The sequence below is a fragment of the Azospirillum sp. TSO5 genome (assembly GCF_003116065.1).
In the GTDB taxonomy this organism is placed as follows: Bacteria; Pseudomonadota; Alphaproteobacteria; order Azospirillales; family Azospirillaceae; genus Azospirillum.
Window position 1 is genome coordinate 142,897 of sequence record NZ_LGQY01000039.1, and the last position, 19,661, is coordinate 162,557.

The 19,661-nt window shown below is 67.0% G+C and carries 16 protein-coding genes; 11 read left to right on the forward strand and 5 right to left on the reverse strand.

Features of this window, described 5'->3' with window-relative positions; translation table 11 throughout:
- The first annotated feature begins 99 nt into the window (after window positions 1–99).
- The 4 genes from TSO5_RS12105 (at window position 100) to TSO5_RS12120 (ending at window position 4,620) form a co-directional block, all read left to right on the forward strand.
- A complete protein-coding gene (locus TSO5_RS12105; RefSeq protein ID WP_109151826.1) occupies window positions 100–1,209 on the forward strand; it encodes an ABC transporter ATP-binding protein in 1,110 nt (369 codons plus the stop codon).
- Window positions 1,210–1,277: 68 nt separating this feature from the next.
- Window positions 1,278–2,324, forward strand: coding sequence for an ABC transporter substrate-binding protein (locus TSO5_RS12110; protein ID WP_109151827.1), 1,047 nt, complete (start codon window positions 1,278–1,280; stop codon window positions 2,322–2,324).
- Between the two features lie 218 nt (window positions 2,325–2,542).
- On the forward strand, window positions 2,543–3,793 hold the full coding sequence (locus TSO5_RS12115) for an ABC transporter permease (RefSeq protein ID WP_109151828.1): 1,251 nt from the start codon (window positions 2,543–2,545) through the stop codon (window positions 3,791–3,793).
- Window positions 3,790–4,620 carry an ABC transporter permease gene (locus tag TSO5_RS12120; protein ID WP_199230867.1) on the forward strand — a complete coding sequence of 277 codons (831 nt, stop codon included), beginning with the start codon at window positions 3,790–3,792 and terminating at the stop codon, window positions 4,618–4,620. The genes TSO5_RS12115 and TSO5_RS12120 overlap by 4 nt, the downstream gene beginning before the upstream one ends.
- A gap of 143 nt (window positions 4,621–4,763) precedes the next feature.
- Here TSO5_RS12120 and TSO5_RS12125 read toward each other — a convergent pair whose 3' ends face one another.
- A complete protein-coding gene (locus tag TSO5_RS12125; RefSeq protein ID WP_109151829.1) occupies window positions 4,764–5,330 on the reverse strand; it encodes a cupin domain-containing protein in 567 nt (188 codons plus the stop codon).
- Window positions 5,331–5,547: 217 nt separating this feature from the next.
- Here TSO5_RS12125 and TSO5_RS12130 point away from each other — a divergent pair, with 217 nt between their 5' ends.
- The 3 genes from TSO5_RS12130 (at window position 5,548) to TSO5_RS12140 (ending at window position 9,703) form a co-directional block, all read left to right on the forward strand.
- The gene (locus TSO5_RS12130; protein ID WP_199230868.1) at window positions 5,548–7,008 is read left to right on the forward strand and encodes an NAD-dependent succinate-semialdehyde dehydrogenase; all 1,461 of its coding nucleotides are present in this window, start codon (window positions 5,548–5,550) and stop codon (window positions 7,006–7,008) included.
- Window positions 7,009–7,031: 23 nt separating this feature from the next.
- Entirely contained in the window at window positions 7,032–8,321 is a 1,290-nt protein-coding gene (gene gabT, locus TSO5_RS12135) for a 4-aminobutyrate--2-oxoglutarate transaminase (RefSeq protein WP_109151830.1), read from the forward strand.
- Between the two features lie 179 nt (window positions 8,322–8,500).
- Window positions 8,501–9,703: a CaiB/BaiF CoA-transferase family protein gene (locus TSO5_RS12140; protein ID WP_109151831.1), complete on the forward strand. Its 1,203-nt coding sequence runs from the start codon at window positions 8,501–8,503 to the stop codon at window positions 9,701–9,703.
- Between the two features lie 266 nt (window positions 9,704–9,969).
- Here TSO5_RS12140 and TSO5_RS12145 read toward each other — a convergent pair whose 3' ends face one another.
- The gene (locus TSO5_RS12145) at window positions 9,970–11,010 is read right to left on the reverse strand and encodes a zinc-dependent alcohol dehydrogenase family protein (protein WP_109151832.1); all 1,041 of its coding nucleotides are present in this window, start codon (window positions 11,008–11,010) and stop codon (window positions 9,970–9,972) included.
- A 135-nt stretch (window positions 11,011–11,145) separates the two neighbouring features.
- Between TSO5_RS12145 and TSO5_RS12150 the strand changes: the two genes are divergently transcribed.
- Both TSO5_RS12150 and TSO5_RS12155 read left to right on the forward strand, forming a co-directional pair.
- Window positions 11,146–11,625 carry an Lrp/AsnC family transcriptional regulator gene (locus tag TSO5_RS12150; protein ID WP_109151833.1) on the forward strand — a complete coding sequence of 160 codons (480 nt, stop codon included), beginning with the start codon at window positions 11,146–11,148 and terminating at the stop codon, window positions 11,623–11,625.
- A 154-nt stretch (window positions 11,626–11,779) separates the two neighbouring features.
- The gene (locus TSO5_RS12155; RefSeq protein WP_109151834.1) at window positions 11,780–12,682 is read left to right on the forward strand and encodes a DMT family transporter; all 903 of its coding nucleotides are present in this window, start codon (window positions 11,780–11,782) and stop codon (window positions 12,680–12,682) included.
- Window positions 12,683–12,691: 9 nt separating this feature from the next.
- Here TSO5_RS12155 and TSO5_RS12160 read toward each other — a convergent pair whose 3' ends face one another.
- From TSO5_RS12160 to TSO5_RS12170, 3 genes are read right to left on the reverse strand one after another with little or no spacing between them, the layout of a single operon-like run.
- Window positions 12,692–13,066: a hypothetical protein gene (locus TSO5_RS12160; RefSeq protein WP_109151835.1), complete on the reverse strand. Its 375-nt coding sequence runs from the start codon at window positions 13,064–13,066 to the stop codon at window positions 12,692–12,694.
- 35 nt (window positions 13,067–13,101) lie between these two features.
- The gene (locus TSO5_RS12165) at window positions 13,102–14,412 is read right to left on the reverse strand and encodes a hypothetical protein (RefSeq protein ID WP_109151836.1); all 1,311 of its coding nucleotides are present in this window, start codon (window positions 14,410–14,412) and stop codon (window positions 13,102–13,104) included.
- Window positions 14,413–14,414: 2 nt separating this feature from the next.
- Complete coding sequence (locus tag TSO5_RS12170) at window positions 14,415–15,518, reverse strand: hypothetical protein (RefSeq protein ID WP_109151837.1); 1,104 nt, start codon at window positions 15,516–15,518, stop codon at window positions 14,415–14,417.
- A 223-nt stretch (window positions 15,519–15,741) separates the two neighbouring features.
- Between TSO5_RS12170 and TSO5_RS12175 the strand changes: the two genes are divergently transcribed.
- Together TSO5_RS12175 and TSO5_RS12180 are read left to right on the forward strand one after the other, a co-directional pair.
- The gene (locus TSO5_RS12175; RefSeq protein WP_109151838.1) at window positions 15,742–17,781 is read left to right on the forward strand and encodes an AsmA family protein; all 2,040 of its coding nucleotides are present in this window, start codon (window positions 15,742–15,744) and stop codon (window positions 17,779–17,781) included.
- 72 nt (window positions 17,782–17,853) lie between these two features.
- Entirely contained in the window at window positions 17,854–19,629 is a 1,776-nt protein-coding gene (locus TSO5_RS12180; RefSeq protein ID WP_109151839.1) for an SLC13 family permease, read from the forward strand.
- Window positions 19,630–19,661 lie beyond the last annotated feature (32 nt).

Consider the following 19,661-nt stretch of genomic DNA (forward strand, 5'->3'; position numbering starts at 1 on the left):
GTCTATTTTCTTAAACGCGTGGTACCGTCAGGGTCAGAAAGACGGACCGGACCGGGGTGGCGTACCCGGATCCAGGTCGCCTGTGACGGGAGCGGACGGATGGACGGCGGGATGATCGCGACGACAGATACCCTGGTGCGCTTTTCCGGGGTGCAGAAGACCTACGATGGCGAGCATCTCGTGGTGAAAAGCCTCGATCTCGACATTCGCAAGGGCGAATTCCTGACGCTGCTGGGGCCGTCGGGGTCGGGCAAGACCACCACGCTGATGATGCTGGCCGGGTTCGAGGTGCCGACCCATGGCGACATCTTCATCGGCGACCGGCCGATCAAGAACACGCCGCCGCACAAGCGCGACATCGGCATGGTCTTCCAGAACTACGCCCTGTTCCCCCACCTGACGATCGAGGAAAACGTCGCCTTCCCGCTGTCGGTGCGCGGCGTTCCGAAGGCGGAGGTGAAGGAGCGGGTTCGGGCCGCGCTCGACATGATCAAGCTCGGCAATCTCGCCGGCCGCCATCCCGGCCAGCTGTCGGGCGGCCAGCAGCAGCGCGTGGCGCTCGCCCGCGCCCTGGTCTTCAACCCGGCGCTGGTGCTGATGGACGAGCCGCTGGGCGCGCTCGACAAGCGCCTGCGCGAGCATATGCAGCTGGAGATCAAGCGCCTGCACGAGACGATGGGCCTGACCGTCGTCTACGTCACCCACGACCAGGGGGAGGCGCTGACGATGTCCGACCGCATCGCGGTCTTCAACGACGGCATCGTCCAGCAGATCGACCGGCCGGATGCGCTGTACGAGCGCCCGGTGAACAGCTTCGTCGCCAACTTCATCGGCGAGAACAATGTCCTGAGCGGCGTTGTCGAAAATATCGAACAGGGCTGGGCGCGGGTGAAGCTCGATGCCGGTGGGTCCGTGGTGGCGCAGGCGGTGAACATCGGCGGCGCCGGCAACCGTACCTCGCTGTCGCTCCGGCCGGAGCGCGTCGCCATCGAAACCGGTAACAGCGGCGACAGCGACATGAACCGGCTGCCGGCGACGCTGACCGACCTGATCTATCTCGGCGACCACACGCTGGCGGTGCTGAACACGCCGGCCAACCCGGAATTCATGGTCAAGCTGCCGGCCGGTTCCTATGCCGGTCTGGCGCCGGGCCAGGATGTCTACATCGCGTTCCGCCCGGAGGACTGCCGGGCGCTCGATCCGGTCTGAGGACGTGGTTCCTCAGCGCCAGGATGCCTTTCAGCAACAACAACCACGACGAATAAGGACGGGGAATCATGTCGAAGATTAAGGTGGCTCTCGGTTTCGCTGCGACCTTCACCGCCCTCACGGCCCTGGCTTCGGCCGCAAGCGCCCGCGACCTGACCGTCGTGTCGTGGGGCGGCGCCTATCAGGACGTCCAGAAGAAGGTGTATTTCGGTCCGTTCAAGGAGACCGGCACCCCGATGAACGACGAATCCTGGGACGGCGGCGTCGGCGTCCTGCGCGCCAAGGTCCAGGGCGGCGCCTCCACCTGGGACGTGGTCCAGGTCGAGAGCGAGGAGCTGGCGCTGGGCTGCGACGAGGGCCTGTACGAGAAGATCAACTACTCCAAGATCGGCGGCGAGGACATCTATCTGCCGGCCACGGTCAATCCCTGCGGCGTCGGCGCCATCGTCTATGACTTCGTCCTTGGCTACGACAAGGACAAGCTGAAGGACGCGCCGAAGAGCTGGGCCGATTTCTTCGACACCAAGAAGTTCCCGGGCAAGCGCGGCCTGCGCCAGGGCGCCAAGACCACGCTTGAGATCGCGCTGATGGCCGACGGCGTGGCCCCGGCCGACGTCTACAAGGTGCTGGGCACCGATGCCGGCATCGACCGCGCCTTCAAGAAGCTCGACACCATCAAGAACGACATCGTCTGGTGGAAGGCCGGCGCCCAGCCGCCGCAGCTGCTGGCCTCGGGCGAAGTGGCGATGACCTCGGTCTACAACGGCCGCATCGACGCCGCCAACAAGAACGAGAAGAAGAACTTCGGCATGGTGTGGAACGGCGCGCTCTACACCATCGACAGCTGGGTCATCCTGAAGGGCAGCCCGAACCAGGACGCCGCCTACAAGTTCCTGAACTTCGTCGGCAAGGCGGAGAACCAGGCCAAGCTGTCCGAAGGCATCGCCTACGGCACGTCGAACAAGAAGGCCCCGTCGCTGCTGCCGAAGGCCGTCCTGGCCGACCTGCCGACCGCGGATCACAACATGAAGAACGCGATCGAGATCAACACCGACTTCTGGCTGGAGAACATCGACCGCCTGACCGAACGCTTCAACAAGTGGGCGGCGAAGTAAGTACTTGTTTGTGATGTTTCCCTCTCCCGTCTCGGGAGAGGGAAGGGGCCCGTGCGGAGCACGGGAAGGGTGAGGGGCACTGCAAGAATCCCGAACCGCATGGTTCCTTGGATCACCCCTCACCCGGCGCCTTCGGCGCCACCCTCTCCCGGGGCGGGAGAGGGGATGGTGCACAAGTGCGCGAGCGCCTTTTGCGTCTTTCCAACAGGACAATGCCGATGACAGCCGCCTTCGTTGCCGGCGCCGACGTGCCGTTGAAGCGTCGATTGAAACGGGCCGAGCGGGCCCGGCAGTTCCGTGCGCTGGGCCTGGTGCTGCCGCTGCTGGCCTTCCTGCTGTTCACCTTCGTCGTGCCGCTCGCCGGCATGATCTGGAAGTCGGTGGACGACTGGGAGGTGCCGCAGGCGATGCCGCAGACTGTCGCGGCGCTGGAGCATTGGAACGGCCAGGGGCTGCCCGACGAGGCCGCCTTCGCCGCGCTCGCCGCCGATATCCGCACCGCGCACGATGCTGGCACGCTCGCCGTCGCCGCCAAGCGGCTGAACTACATCGTCAACGGCTATCGCACCACCCTGCTCTCCACCGGCCGCAAGCTGAAGGAGCAGCCGGCTCCCGGCACCGCCAAGGAGACGCTGATCGGCATGAACCCGGCCTGGGGCGAGCGCGAGAGCTGGACCGCGATCAAGAGCGCCAGCGGCCCGGTCACCAGCTATTACCTGCTGGCCGCGGTCGACCTGACCCGCAACGCCGACGGCGCCATCGTCCAGGCCCCGGCGGACCAGTCGATCTACCGCGAGGTCTTCGTCCGCACCTTCACCATCGGCTTCGGCGTCACGGCGCTCTGCCTGATCCTGGGCTTCCCGGTGGCCTATCTGCTGGCGAACCTGCCGACCGGCCGGTCGAACCTGCTGATGATCTTCGTGCTGCTGCCCTTCTGGACCTCGTTGCTGGTGCGCACCTGCGCCTGGATCGTGATCCTGCAGAGCGAGGGCATCGTCAACGGCTCCCTGGAGTGGCTGGGTGTCATCGACGAGCCGATGCGGCTGATCTACAACCGGTTCGGCGTCTACATGGCGATGACCCATGTGCTGCTGCCCTTCATGATCCTGCCGCTCTACAGCGTCATGCGCGGCATCTCGCCGGCCTACATGCGGGCCGCCGCCTCGCTCGGCGCGCCGCCGATGACCGCCTTCCTGCGCATTTACCTGCCGCAGACCATTCCGGGGATCGGCGCCGGCTGCCTGCTCGTCTTCATCCTGGCCATCGGCTACTACATCACGCCGGCGCTGGTCGGTGGGGCCGCCGACCAGATGATTTCGTCCTTCATCGCCTTCTACACCACGGAAACGGTCAACTGGGGCCTCGCCTCGGCGCTGGGTGCGGTTCTGCTGCTCTCCACGCTGGTGCTGGCGCTGGTCTACGGCAAGCTGGCGCTCGGCCGCCAGACGACGGGAGGTCTGAAGAATTGAGCGCGAACCATTCCCCCCAAACCGCCAGCCAGCGTTTCGCCTGGATCGCCACGATCGTCGCCTCCACGCTGGTGTTCATCTTCCTGATGGCGCCGATCCTGGCGATCGTGCCGCTGTCCTTCAGCTCCAGCACCTACCTGACCTATCCGCTGCCCGGCCTGTCGCTGCGCTGGTACGAGGAATTCCTCAATTCGGCGCGTTGGATGAATTCGCTGAAGAACAGCTTCATCATCGGCGTGTCGTCGGCCCTGTTGTCGATGGCGCTGGGCACGCTGGCCTCGCTGGGGTTGGCCCAGTGGAAGAGCAAGTGGAAGCCGCTGATTCTGGCCGTCGTGCTGTCGCCGATGGTGGTTCCGGTGGTCATCACCGCGGTCGGCGTCTATTTCTTCTTCGCGCCGCTGGGTCTGACCGGCAACTATCTCGGCCTGATCCTGGTGCACACCGCGCTGGCGACGCCCTTCGTCGTCATCACCGTGTCGGCGACTTTGCAGAGCTTCGACATGACGCTGGCGAAGGCTGCCGCCTCGCTGGGGGCGCCGCCGCTGCTGACCTTCCGCAAGGTGATCCTGCCGCTGATCCTGCCGGGTCTGGCGTCGGGCGCGCTGTTCGCCTTCGCCACCAGCTTCGACGAGGTGGTGACGGTGCTGTTCCTTGCGGGACCTGAGCAGCGCACCTTGCCGCGTGAGATGTTCAGCGGCATCCGCGAGAACATCAGCCCGACCATCACCGCGGTGGCGGTGGTGCTGACGGTGATCTCGGTCTTCATGCTGTCGACGCTGGAAATCCTGCGCCGGCGCAACGAGCGGCTGAAGGGGAATGTGGGCTAGGGGTTTTGCCCCTACCTAACCCTCCCCCTCTTCGAGGGAGAGGGGACTGCCGCCGCTCTGCCGGTCTACCCTCTCCCGCGAAGCGGGGGAGGGTAGGGGCCCGCGGCGCAGCCGTGGGAAGGGAGGGGGCACGACGCCCCCGCTCACAAATACGGCGGCGTGCAGGCGCTGATCAGCTCGCACTCTTCCTCGCCGATGTTGCGGAACCTGTGCGTCACGCGGCTGTCGAAGAAATAGGCATCGCCGGGGCCGAGCAGCTGCTTGCGGTCGCCCACGGTCAGTTCGATCTGACCTTTGATGACGATGCCGCCCTCTTCGCCCTCGTGCTGCAGCATGGTGCGGCCGGTGTCGGCGCCGGGAGCGTAGCGTTCGTGGAGGATCTGCAGGTTGCGGCTGCGCAGGTCGCCGACCTGCCGGAATGAAATCCGGCCGACGGTGCCTTTCAACTCATCGGCCAGTTCGATCAATTCGTCGCCCTTGAAGAAAATCTGCTCGGGCGGCGGCAGATCGTCGGAGGAGAAGAATTCGGCAAGAGTCATCGGGATGCCCTGAAGCACCTTGCGCAGCGACGATACCGACGGGCTGCTGCGGTTCTGCTCGATCAGGGAGATTGTGCCGTTGGTCACTCCGGCCCGCTGGGCGAGCGCCCGCTGCGACAGTCCATGCTGTTCGCGGATCTGCTTCAACCTTGCGCCGACGTCGAATTCCATCACCGGACTCCTGCTCCACATCCGTTAACGCAATAGCCCATTCGTGCAACCCCGTCATCAGAATATGAACAGCTAAACAGGGGTTGTTTAATTTATTAAACATGGTAGGCTTCTGTCCAAGGTCCAGGCCCCCGCGACGGAAATCCTTGATTGGCAAGGACATTTCCACCGGGCGCGGCCGGACGGTTCCACAATCTTCATGCAGGGCGGATCGAACATGCTGTCGCTGAACGACCAGGGCCTTCTCCGAACCAAGGGCTACGTGAACGGTGCGTGGCGCGCGGCCGATTCCGGGAAGAGCTTCCCGGTCACCAACCCCGCCACCGGCGCCGTCATCGCCGAAGTGTCCGACATGGGCGCCGCCGAGACGCGCGAGGCGATCGACGCCGCCAACGCCGCCCTGCCGGCGTGGAAGGCCAAGACCGCCAAGGAGCGCGCGGCCATCCTGCGCCGCTGGTACGACCTGATCCTCGCAGCCCAAGAGGATCTGGCCCAGCTGATGACCGCGGAGCAGGGCAAGCCGCTGACGGAATCGCGCGGCGAGGTGGTCTATGGCGCCTCCTTCATCGAGTGGTTCGCGGAGGAGGGCAAGCGCGCCTATGGCGACGTGATCCCGTCCTTCGCTGCCAACAAGCGCATCGTCGTCCTGAAGGAGGCCATCGGCGTCGTCGCGGCGATCACGCCGTGGAACTTCCCGAACGCGATGATCACCCGCAAATGCGCCCCGGCCTTGGCCGCCGGCTGCACCGTGGTGGTCAAGCCGGCCGAGGACACCCCGCTGTCGGCGCTGGCGCTGGCCGAGCTAGCGGAGCGCGCCGGCATGCCGGCCGGCGTCTTCAACATCGTCATGGGCCGCGACCCGGTCGCCATCGGCCATGAGCTGACCCACAGCCCGATCGTCCGCAAGGTCAGCTTCACCGGCTCGACCGAGGTCGGCAAGCTGCTGATGCGGCAGGCCGCCAGCACGGTCAAGAAGGTGTCGCTGGAACTCGGCGGCAACGCCCCCTTCATCGTCTTCGACGATGCCGACCTGGACGAGGCGGTCAAGGGCGCCATGGCGTCGAAGTACCGCAATGCCGGCCAGACCTGCGTCTGCGCCAACCGCCTGCTGGTCCAGGCCGGCGTCTATGACGCCTTCGCCGCCAAGCTGGCCGAGGCCGTGAAGGCGCTGAAGGTCGGCAACGGCGCCGAGGCCGGCGTGACCCAGGGTCCGCTGATCAACGCCGACGCCGTCGCCAAGGTGGAAGAGCTGATGGGCGATGCGTTGGAGAAGGGCGCCAAGGTCGCGCTTGGCGGCAAGCGCCACGCGCTGGGCGGCACCTTCTTCGAGCCGACCATCCTGACCGGCATCACCACCGAGATGCGCGTCGCCCGCGAGGAGATCTTCGGCCCGGTCGCCCCGCTGTTCAAGTTCGAGACGGAAGAGGACGCCATCCGCATGGCGAACGACACCGAGTTCGGTCTCGCCGCCTATTTCTACAGCCGCGACATCGGCCGCGTCTGGCGCGTGGCGGAAAAGCTGGAATACGGCATCGTCGGCATCAACGAAGGCATCATCTCCACCGAAGTGGCCCCCTTCGGCGGCGTCAAGGAGTCCGGCATCGGCCGCGAAGGCTCCAAGTACGGCCTCGATGATTTCATGGAAGTCAAATATCTCTGCGTCGGCCTCGGCGCCTGACCGTCGTCAAAGGAAAAGCGAAAATGAGCACCAATCAGTCCTTCGTCGCCCGTCGCGAGGCCGCCGTCTCCCGTGGCATTTCCGCCGGCATGCCCTTCTACATCGACCGCGCTGAGAACGCCGAGATGTGGGACATCGAGGGCAAGCGCTTCATCGACTTCGCCGGCGGCATCGCCGTGCTGAACACCGGCCACCGCCATCCGAAGGTGATGGAGGCGGTGAAGGCGCAGCTGGAGCGCTTCACCCACACCTGCGCGATGGTCACGCCCTATGACAGCTTCGTCGAGCTGGCGGAGAAGCTGAACGCGCTGGTCCCCGGCCCGACCCCGAAGAAGACCGCCTTCTTCACCACCGGCGCCGAGGCGGTCGAGAACGCCGTCAAGGTCGCCCGCGCCGCCACCGGTCGTCCGGGCGTGGTCGCCTTCTCCGGCGGCTTCCACGGCCGCACGCTGCTGACCATGGGCCTGACCGGCAAGGTCGTGCCCTACAAGGTCGGTTTCGGCCCGTTCCCGGCCGAGATCTTCCACGTGCCGTTCCCCAACGCCTACCGCGGCATCAGCGAGGCGGAGAGCCTGAAGGCGCTGGACAATCTGTTCAAGTCCGACGTCGATCCGGCCCGCGTCGCCGCGATCATCATCGAGCCGGTGCAGGGCGAGGGCGGCTTCAACATCGCCAGCCCGTCCTTCCTGCAGGCGATCCGCGCGGTCTGCGACAAGCACGGCATCGTCATGATCGTCGACGAAATCCAGACCGGCTTCGCCCGCACCGGCAAGATGTTCGCTGTCGAGCATGCCGGCATTGAGCCGGACCTGATCACGATGGCGAAGAGCCTGGCCGGCGGTTTCCCGCTGTCGGCGCTGACCGGCAAGGCGGCGCTGATGGATGCCCCGGTTCCGGGCGGCCTGGGCGGCACCTATGCCGGCAGCCCGCTGGCGACCACCGCCGCGCTGGCCGTCATCGACGTCATCGAGGAAGAGAAGCTGATCGAGCGTGCCGAGAAGCTTGGTGAGCGCATCGCCGGCCGCTTCCGCACCATGGCCCAGCGCAACAGCCTGTCGGTGATCGGCGACGTCCGCAACCTGGGCGCCATGGTCGCCATGGAACTGGTGACCGACCGCGAGACCAAGGAGCCGGCCGCCGACCTGACCAAGGCGCTGGTCGCCAAGGCGGCGGAAAAGGGCCTGATCCTGCTGTCCTGCGGCACCTACGCCAACGTCGTCCGCATCCTGGTCCCGCTGACCGCGTCGGATGCCCTGGTCGACGAAGGCATGGACATCATCGAGCGTTCGCTGGAAGAACTGGTGTCGGCGTAACGAGACTCCCTCTCCCGCCCCGGGAGAGGGAAGGGGCCCAAGCGCAGCTTGGGAAGGGTGAGGGGTGATTCTAGGATATGAAATCCATGTCCGGATCACCCCTCACCCTCCCGCCTTCGGCGGGGCCCTCCCTCTCCCGGGGCGGGAGAGGGCTATAAAAGACCAACAGGAGGAAGACCTTGGCCGGACCCTTGTCGCACATCCGGGTGCTGGAACTGTCGCGCGTGCTGGCCGGGCCGTGGTCGGCGCAGACGCTGGCCGATCTCGGCGCCGACGTGATCAAGGTGGAACGGCCGGGCGCCGGTGACGACACCCGTGCCTGGGGTCCGCCCTGGGCCGGCGACCAGTCGGCCTATTTCCTGTCGACCAACCGGGGCAAGCGCTCCATCACCATCGACTTCGAACGGCCGGAGGGCCAGGAGCTTGTCCGCAAGCTCGCCGCCCAGGCCGACGTTGTCATCGAGAATTTCAAGGTCGGCGGGCTGGTCAAATACGGCCTCGACTATGACAGCCTGAAGGCGGTGAACCCGCGGCTGGTCTACTGCTCGATCACCGGCTTCGGCCAGACCGGGCCGTACCGCAACCGCGCCGGCTACGACTTCATGATCCAGGGCATGGGCGGGCTGATGAGCATCACCGGCCAGCCGGATGGCGAGCCGGGCGGCGGCCCGGTCAAGGTCGGCGTCGCGGTGACCGACATCTTCACCGGCCTCTACGCCACCATCGGCATCATGGGCGCTCTCGCCCATCGCGACCGCACCGGCGAAGGGCAGCAGGTCGACCTCGCCCTGCTCGACGTGCAGGTGGCGGTGTTGGCGAATCAGGCGATGAACTGTCTGGTCGGCGGCAAGGCGCCGCAGCGGCTCGGCAACGCCCACCCCAACATCGTGCCCTATCAGGCCTTCGCCACCCGCGACGGCTACATCATCCTGGCGGTCGGCAACGACGGCCAGTTCGCCAAGTTCTGCACGGTCGCCGGCCGTCCCGATCTGGCGAAGGATGAGCGTTACGCCACCAACCCGGCCCGCGTCGCCAACCGCAAGGAGCTGGTGGCCCTGCTGGAGGAACTGATCCGCACCCGCGACAGCCACGACTGGCTGAGCGCGCTGGAGCAGGTCGGCGTGCCCTGCGGCCCGATCAACGACCTGACCGCGGTGTTCGAGGACCCGCAGGTGAAGGCCCGCAACATCCACCAGGATCTGCCGCACCCGACCCAGGGCAGCGTGCCGACGGTGGCGAGCCCGATCCGCTACAGCGGCACCCCGCTGGTGCACGACACCGCCCCGCCGACGCTGGGCCAGCACACCGACACGGTGCTGGCGGAGTCCCTCGGCCTGAGCGAGGCCGACATCGCGTCCTTGCGCGAGAAGGGCGTGATCTGACCGCCTGTAAGGTTTTAGGGACTTCACTCGACCGTCATCCCCGCGAAGGCGGGGAACCAGGAAACTCCGCAATGAAGCGGCTGAAACGGCTGGATTCCCGCCTTCGCGGGAATGACGGTCGATTGACGCTCGTGATGAGAACTGATGCGAAGCGGTTCAATATTGAAGCGTCTCTCAGCGAAGCTCATAAAAACTTGCGAACTCGGACCACAGGACTGGGGAGCCGGAAAGCGCCGACTTTCCGGCTCCATAATTAAGCACTGACCTCAGAACTCCGTCACCACCGTCACCCCGGTGCCCTCGAACCTGTCCATGTTCATCAGCGCGTCGATCGACTGCTCCAGCGTGATCGTACGGCCGACCAGCTTCTCCGGCGCCAGCTTGCCGGAGCGCATCATTTCCAGCATCGCTTCGTAGCGGTAAGCCTGCATGCCGTGGCTGCCAAGGATTTCCAACTCCTGGGCAATGACGCGGCTCATCGGGATGGAGGGCGTGCTGTTCTCGGCCAGCATCAAGCCGACCTGCACATGCTTGCCCCGCTTGCGCAGGTTGCTGATCGAGTTGAAGCAGGTGGTGGGGTGTCCCAGCGCGTCGAGCGAGACATGGGCGCCGCCGCGCGTGATCTCGATGACCGCTTCGGCGACCTCACCGATCTCCGACGCGTTCACCGTGGCGACCGCGCCGAGTGCGCGGGCCATGTCGAGCTTGTCCTCCGAAATGTCGATTGCGACGACATTGGCGCCCACCGCGTTGGCGATCATAATCGCCGATAGGCCGACGCCGCCGCAGCCGTGAACCGCCACCCACTGGCCGGCGGAGGTCTTGCCCTGGTCGACGACGGCGCGGAACGAGGTCACGAAGCGGCAGCCGAGGCTGGCGGCCGTGGTGAAGTCCATCGTCTCCGGCAACCGCACCAGATTGATGTCCGCCTGATGCAGGCCGACATATTGCGCGAATGACCCCCAATGGGTGAAGCCGGGCTGGAACTGCCGGTCGCAGACCTGATGATTGCCGGAATGGCATTCGGGACAGGCGCCGCAGCCGCCGACGAACGGGACCGTCACCCGGTCGCCGACCTTCCATTTCATCACATCCTTGCCGACCGCCTCGACGATGCCGGCCAGCTCATGGCCGGGCACATGGGGAAGCCGGATGTCGGTGTCATGGCCGACCCAGCCATGCCAGTCGCTGCGGCAAACCCCGGTCGCCATCACCTTGACGACGACGCCATGCGGCTCCGGCGTCGGATCGGGCACGGTCATGATTTGGGGCGGTGCGGAAAACGCCTCGTAGACCACCGCTTTCATCGGGATTCTCCTGCTGGATTTTTCCGGCATTCTACGGCGAAGCCGCTGAAATTGCCTTTCAATTGAAGATGGAGTATTCCGGAGATATGAAAGGGTCTTTCGAAAGCCCCCGCCATCTTGAAGGAATCTGCCGGTATGGAAGCGCTCGATAAAATGGATGCCATGATCGCGGACCGGCTGCAGCAGGATGGCCGGCTGTCCAACGCCAAGCTTGCCGAGCAGCTGGCGCTGAGCGAGGCATCCTGCTGGCGCCGTCAGAAACGTCTGGAGGACAGCGGGGTCATCAAGGGCTATCAGGCGGTGCTCGACCGCCGGAAGCTGGGCTTCGGCGTGATGGCCTTCGTGCAGATCGTCTGCACGCAGCATGGCGAGGAGGTGACCGCGGCGTTCGAGGCGGTCATCCAGGCCTGCCCCTATGTGCTGGGTTGCCACAACACCACCGGCGAGGCGGATTTTCTGCTGATCGTCGTCGCCCGCGATCTCGACGATTACAGCAAATTCGTCGACACGGTGCTGCGAAAGCTTCCGGGCGTCGCCAGCATCCGGTCCAACCTGTCCCTGCGGGAGATGAAGGCGACGAACCGGCTGCCCGTTCTGGCCGAGCCCTTCCGCTGACGGACCGGCCCCCGAAGCGGATGGAATTTTCGCATCGCTCCTGCCCGCCGGGCGGGGGTTGCGTTCGTCCGCCAATCCAGCAAAATCGCTGCCCGCCCAGGTCTCCGGCCTGCTCCTGCGGATCACGCCCTCAAACCAACCCCGGATCCCTTCCATGACCGCGGCCCCCGCGACCGACACCCGCCTCGGCATCCTGATGATGCTGGGCGGCATGACGCTGTTCACGCTGAACGACGCGCTCGGCAAATGGCTGGTGGCCGACCATCCGGTCGCCATGCTCATCGCGGTGCGCAGCCTGTTCGGTCTGGCGGTTCTGGCGCCGATGATCTGGCGCGACGGCTTCGCCGCGGTCTTCGCCGTCGACCGGCTGCCGCTGCACATCCTGCGCGTCGTCCTGATGACGGTGGATGTCGCCTGTTTCTACTGGGCGGTCGGCTATCTGCCCTTGGCCGACGTGATGACCATCTACATGTCGGCGCCGCTGATCGTCACCGCCCTGTCGGTGCTGGTCCTGCGGGAAAGCGTCGGCTGGCGCCGCTGGGTGGCGGTTCTTGTCGGTTTCGTCGGCGTCGTCATCGTGCTGAACCCGACCGGCCGCTTCGACCTGCTGCCGTCGCTGGTGGCGCTGGTCGGCGCCTTCATCTTCTCCAGCGGGGTGATCTCCACCCGCGTCCTGCGCTCCTCCTCCAGCCTGACGCTGGTCGGCAACCAGATGGTCGGCGGCATCCTGATCGGCGGTGCGGCGCTGCCCTGGTCGTGGCAGGCGCCGGGCTGGCTCGGCTTCTTCCTGCTGGGGCTGCTGGGCGTCTCGGCGCTGGCCGGCCACGCGATGATGAACCGCTCGCTGCAGCTCAGCCCGGCCGCGGTGGTGGTGCCGTTCCAGTATGTGTCGATCCTGTGGGCGGTGGTGCTCGACCTCGCCGTCTGGGGCACCGCGCCGACCGCCCGCATGGGGGTGGGGGCGGCGCTGATCATCGGCAGCGGCCTGTTCATCGTCTATCGCGAACAGCGCCTGAAGCGCGGCGTGGTGGCCGAAGGGGTGACGGAGGTGCCGTAAGGCGGCCCCTCACTCCCCGAAGAAGCGCGGCACCAGCCTGACCGTCAGCGGATCCAGCGGGCGCCAGCCATAGTCGCCGATGACGTCGTTGGCCTCCACCGGCCGCCGCCCGTCCGCCAGCGACCATGTGATGTGGTAGGTGGAGCCGTCCGGCCGGTCGCTGGTGCCGTCGATGGCGACGACCAGCGCCTGCACCCCCTCGCCGTCGTCGGCGCAGCCGATCACCTCGGCCAGCGTGGCGGTGGGCAGCGGGTCCTGCGGGCCGGCGCCGAACTGCAGCGTGACATGGTCGGCGACCAGCCGTTCATAGCGCGGCGGGACCTGGGCCAGCAGGCGGCCGCGTTCGTCGGCCGGCAGTTCCCACCCGGTGTATCCCGATCCCATCACCGCTTCCCCTAAGCCGAAAGGCGCCGGCACACTCACCGCCGGCCGCCGTTCATGATCCCGTCCATGATCTTATTCGCTTCCGCCGGCCCGGCAATCAGCTCGATCATGCGGATTGCGGTATAGCCGGTGCGGGCGTTGCCGGCGGGGCCGGCCAGTTCCTTCTGCGCCCGTTCGGTCAGCGAGGCGGTGGTCTTCTGCGTCATCTCGCGCAACTCGCCGCGCAGCCCCAGCGAATCGGCGATGGTCGCGCATTTGCGCAGCGCCCGCGCGTGGTTCTCCGCCTGGGCAAGCTGGGCCCGTCCCTCGCGGACGTCACCGCCGCCGTCCAGCGCGCCGATGGCCGAGACGATGCCGGCGTCGGCATCCTGCAGCACCTGGGTCTTCACCATTGAGTGGACGGAACTGCGGACCTGTTTCAGCCGCTGGTCGAACTCCTTGTTGCGGCTCTGCTCCATCGCCGCGCGGGTGGCGTCCAGGGTGGCGACGAGGTCGAGCGCCAGATCGGCCACCGCCATGCGATCCGCATTCCCGGCGCTCTGCCCCGCCCGCGAGCGGTCCTCGATCTGGGCGACGACCGTGCCGCTCAGCGACATGAACAGTGCGGCGCGGTCGGCCGATTTCTGCCCCAGATCCATGTCCCACAGGCCGCTCAACAGCACCGACGGGTTGGTCAGCCGCGACGCGGCCAGCAGCACGAAGATCTTCAGCGCATCCGGCCGGACGCGGGACAGCCGCCGGCCGATGGCCTGGATCGCCTCGATATGGTCGGCGTGCAGCTTCGGCACAGGCTTGGGCGACAGCGCCGCCTTCAGCTCCGCCACCTCGGACGCGATGGACAGGATGACGGCGATGTCGGCCAGCGCTCGCGTCCGGTTGGGGTTCATCCGCAGGTCCAGCGGCTCGCTGAAATGCCCGGCCACCGCCCCTTCGGCGATCTTCGCCACCGCCGCCGCGCATTCCGTCCAGAACGTTTCGCGCAGCGCCTTGTGCTCCGCCCCCTCCTCCAGGGCGGGGCGGTAGGCGCGCAGCCGGTCCTTGCCGATCTCCGCCTCGACCAGTGGCCACAGGCCGTTCATCAGCGACCGCTCGATCACGCTCAGCGGCACCGGGTCGGCCTTGCCCAGCGCTTCGAACAGATCCTCGAACGGGTCGCAGAACAGGCGCTTCAGGGTCGGCCGGCGGCTCAGCCGCAGCTCGACCAGCCGCGGGCGGATGACGGCGATGGTGCGCTGGATGTCGGGATGGTCGTTCATCTGTTCCAGCAGGCCGACGACCTGGCGGAACTTGGCCTCGTCGATGTCCATCAGCTTGTCGCCCAGCGCGACCAGATCCCTCATCTCCATGGTCAGGCCGCCTTCCCTTTGATCGTCTCGATCCGCATGACCAGATCGACGTCCAGCTGGCCGCTGCGCCAGTCGACATAGGCGCGCACGGAGCGCTTGTGGCTGGTGATCAGCTTGTCCGCCATCATCGACTGGTCGGCGCGGCCCTCGTCCTTCGGCAGCAGGGGGATGACGCGGAAGATGTCGTGGACGGCCATGTCCTGGCTGTGGCGGTCCTGTGTCTGCGCGTCGGTCCACAGCAGGATCAGGTATTCCCAGCCGTCGAGCAGCCAGGACAGCCGGCTCGACGCCTTGCGGATCAGCGCCCGCTTGGTCTCCCACTGGCGCAGCAGGGTCTCGAACGACGCCATCGCCTGATCGAGCTGGCCGATGACGTTGCGGGCATGGTTGACCGTATGCTCCGCCACCTCCGCGCAGAATCCGCCGATGGGGGCCGCTTCCGAGACATTGTCGGTCGCCCAGTCGGTCATGCTGTCGCGGAAGCCCTGCAGGTCGCGCATCAGCCGCCGCAGCCGGGCCGGCTTGGGCGAGCTTGCCAGCCCGATCGACTCCATCAGCACCGCCAGCTCGGCGATGCGGCCATACAGCTCGGTCGGCTCCAGCGCCAGACGCTGCGCCGCCTTCATCATCAGGTCGCGCGTCAGCTTCTGCCCCTCGGTGGAGGTCAGGCCGACCCGCAGGATCTCCGTCGATTCCAGCCCGACCGCCTTCAGCGCCTCGACGATCAGCTGGTAGTTGATGAGAAGCCGCTGCTCCTCGTCATCGTTCAGCGCCGCTTCGGCCGCCGCCACCGCACCGCCGCCGGCCAGCCCGCAGCGCGCCGCCTCCAGCACCGCCTTGCGGATGTCGTCGGGCGAACAGCCCTCGGCCTTGGCGATCAGCTCGTGCAGCATCCGGTCGTGCACCGTCATCGGGAAAGCCAGCGGCAGCGACTTCCACGGCACCACATAGACGCCGCGCCCCTCCGACAGGTTGGGCACCAGCACTTCCAGCTGGTCGCGGCTGTCCTTGCGCACACGGGTCTGGGCCAGCACCGGCGTGGTGAAGGCCACCGCGGCACCGCGTTCCTCGAAGGTGGACGGGGCGAAATTGGTAAGGGAACGCATCGTGTCTGCGGCCGTGGCTGCTGGAAATGGTGAAACCGGATGATCGGGTGATTACGGCGCCGCGATACTGAATTTTGCGTTAAATCCAATATAAGCACCAACGGAAATATATCACCTTTGGACAGTGTGCCCGGATCTCTCGCGGTACCCCCCGCCTGTGGCCTTCGCTGTTCCGTCCGCTCGTCCGTTGTCGAAGAAGGACGGTGCGCGGAGGGACGGCGGCATGGCGGCGGATGCGGGGGCAGCGGGGGCAGGATCGGTGTTCAAATGGATCGGCTACGGGCTGCTCGGCCTCGTCGGTCTCGTCGTCGTCGCGGTCGGCGCGGTGCTGCTGCTGTTCGACTGGAACGATGCCCGCGGCTTCGTCGCCCGCCATGCATCATCCGCGCTGAATCGCGAGGTCGCCATCGACGGCGACCTGCGCGTCCATCTCGGCAACCCGATCCGCATCCATCTCGAAGGGCTGCGCGTCGCCAATGCCGACTGGGCGCAGGACAAGACGATGGCGGAGATCAAGGTTCTCGACGCCACGCTGCGCCCCTGGCCGCTGCTGCGCGGCAACTGGGAACTGCCGGAACTGAAATTCCAGGGACCGAAGCTGATCCTGGAGAAGAACGAGAAGGGCGAGGCCAACTGGAACTTCGGCCCGCCCAACGCGGAGAAGGAGGTGGCGAAGCAGGCCGCGACACCCGACAACCGGGGCGACATCCCGGTGATCGAGCGGCTGGTGATCGCCGACGGCACCATCCGCTATCGCGACCCCACCAGCGACATCGACATCGACAACACCATCAACACCGCGACCGGCGGCAACGACGACGACACGGTGGAGTTGAAGGGCAAGGGCAGCTTCGCCGGCAAGCCCTTCACCCTGGCGGCGGCCGGCGGCTCGTTGCTGTACCTGCGCGACGACCCGAAGCCCTATCCGCTGAAGATCGATGCCGCGGTCGGCAAGACCAAGGGCCACATCGAAGGCTCCATCGCCGAACCGGTGAAGATGCAGGGCGTCGATCTGTCGGTGGCGCTCAGCGGTCCCGACATGGCGGAGATCTTCCCCATCGTCGGCATTCCGACGCCGAAGACCCGGCCCTATTCCATCGACGGCCATCTGTCGCGCGAGGGCGACCTCTGGGCCTTCCGCGACATGACGGGCAAGGTCGGCGAAAGCGATCTGTCCGGCGACCTGTCGGTCAAGACCGGCGGCGAACGGCCGCTGGTGAAGGCCGACCTCACCTCCAAACGGCTGGCGGCGCAGGATCTTGCCGGCCTGGTCGGCGCCTCCCCGCGCGGCAGCGACGATTATCCGACCCGCGGCAAGGACAAGGTAATCCCGGCCACGCCCATCCCGGTGGAAAAGCTGCGCAACACCGACATGGACGTCCGCCTGCGCGGCAAGCGGGTGGAGGCGCCCTTCGCGCCGCTCGACGATCTCGACATGAGGGTCCGGCTGAACGACGGCGATCTGCATTTCGACCCGCTGTCGCTGGGAATCGGCGGCGGGCGGATTGCCGGCGCGGTGCAGGTGGACAGCCGCCGCAAGGTGCCGGCGATGCGCACCAACCTGGACATCCGCGCCATGAAGCTGTCGACCTTCTTCAGCGAGACCGCGCTGGCCGGGCAGATCGGCGGCACGGTGGCCGGCCGCGTCCAGCTTGCCGGCACCGGCAAGACGGTGGCCGACCTGCTGGCGACCTCCGACGGCAAGATCGGCGTCGCGGTGGACGGCGGCCGGATCACCAGCCTCGCGGTCAAGGGGCTGAAGACCAACATCCTGGAAACGCTGGGCGTCGCCATTTCCGGGTCGAAGCCGATGCCCTTCAACTGCCTGGTCGGCAACATGTCGGTGGAGAACGGGATTGCCCAGGTCCAGGCGCTCGTGCTCGACACGCCGGAAACGCTGGTCACCGGCAAGGGGCGGATCAGCCTGCGCAACGAGGCGCTGGACCTGCGCATCGTCGGCGACGCCAAATCGCCGCAGGTCTTCGCCACCCATGTGCCGGTGCTGGTCGGCGGGACGCTGGGCAACCCCGACATCGGCGTCGATCCCACCGAGTCGGCAGCGCGTGGTGCGGCGGCGGTGGCGCTGGGCGTGCTGCTGACGCCGCTGGCCAGCGTGCTTCCCTTCCTTGACCCAGGCAGTGATGAGCAGCCACAGTGTGGCCGGCTGGTGCGGGATGCCCGCTCTCCCGAAAAGGGGGGGCAGGCTTCCGGCAAGTCGGGCAATGGCCGCGGGGAAGGGAAGGCGTCGGGATCGGCGCGCTGACCGGACGCCGATCCGCATCCATCCTGTCCGATCCGGCCATCGTGTAGGCCTGGAAGGACGCTGTCCCTGCCAATGACCATCGACCAGATGTTATCTTTCGGAATCATCGGCGCGGTGATCGCGCTGCTGATCTGGGACCGTCTGCGCTACGACCTCGTCGGCATGCTGGCGCTGCTGGCTTCGGTCGCGGCGGGCATCGTGCCGGCAAAGGAGGCCTTCCAGGGCTTCTCCGACGACATCGTCGTCATCGTCGGCTCCGCCCTGGTGGTCAGCGCCGCCGTCGGCCGGTCGGGCGTGGTGGAGGCGGCGATGCGCCCGCTGACCACGCGCATGACCAGCGTCTGGACCCAGGTGGCGGTGCTGGCCGGCGCGGTGACCATGCTGTCGGCCATCGTCAAGAACATCGGCGCGCTGGCCATCTTCATGCCCATCGCGCTGCAGGTGGCGCGGCGCACCGGCACGCCGGTGTCGATGCTGCTGATGCCGATGGCCTTCGGCTCGCTGCTGGGCGGCCTGATGACGCTGGTCGGCACCTCGCCCAACATCATCGTCTCGCGCGTCCGGGCGGAGATGACGGGCCAGCCCTTCCACATGTTCGATTTCACGCCGGTCGGGCTGGTGATCGCGGTGTTCGGCGTCGCCTTCCTGTCGATCGGCTACCGGCTTCTGCCGAAGGGCAGGGCGGCGGGGGCGGGGCCGGCCTTCAACATCGACGATTACACGGCGGAGGCGCGGCTGCCCCCCGGGTCGCAGTTCGTCGGCCGCACCGTGGCGGAGCTGGAGCATTTCGGCGAAGGCGAGGTGACCATCGCCGCCATCGTGCGCGAGAACTACCGCCGCTACGTGCCGTCCGCCCATTGGGTGCTGTTCGCCGGCGACATCCTGGTGCTGGAGGGCGACACCACGGCGCTGGCCGAACTGGTCAAGCGCGCCGGCCTGCGCATGATGCACGACAAGGACCAGGAGGGGGTCGAGCACGAGGACGACATCGCCGTGGTCGAGGCGGTGGTGGAGCAACGCTCCGCCATGATCGGCCACAGCATCGAGGAGGTGAACCTGCGCGAGCGCTTCGGCGCCAACCTGCTGGCGATCAGCCGGCGCGGCCGTCCGATCCGCCAGCGCCTGCGCCGTGTCCGCCTGCAGTCGGGCGATCTGGTGGTGCTGCAATGCCGTCAGGCCGCCGTGGCCGACACGCTGGCCGAGCTGGGCTGCCTGCCGCTGGCCGAACGCAACCTCGCCATCGGCCGCACGCCGAAACGGGCGGCGGCGGTGGCGGTGCTGGGCCTGACCATCATCCTGGTCGCCAGCGGGCTGGTGCCCGTCGCCATCGGCTTCTTCGGGGCGGCGGTGGCGATGACCGCGCTGAAGGTGGTCAGCCTGCGCGAGGCGTATGAGGCCATCGAATGGCCGATCCTGGTCCTGCTGGGATCGCTGATCCCGGTCAGCGAGACCTTGCGCACCACCGGCGGGACCGAGCTGATCGCCGGCTTCCTGTCGGACGCGTCGCAGGGGCTGCCGCCCATCGGCTCGCTCGCCATGATGATGGTGGCGGCGATGGCGGTGACGCCCTTCCTGAACAATGCCGCCACCGTGTTGGTGATGGCGCCGATCGGCGCCAGCCTCGCCACCCATCTGGGGCTCAGGCCCGACGCCTTCCTGATGGCGGTGGCGATCGGGGCGGGCTGCGACTTCCTCACCCCCATCGGGCACCAGTGCAACACGCTGGTGATGGGGCCGGGCGGCTATCGTTTCGGCGACTATTGGCGGCTCGGCCTGCCGCTGTCGATCATGGTGGTGGTGATCGGCACCGCCGCCATCGCCCTGTTCTGGCCGCTGGTGCCGCGCTGAAAATCAGGTCCGATCACGACATTGTGTAACCT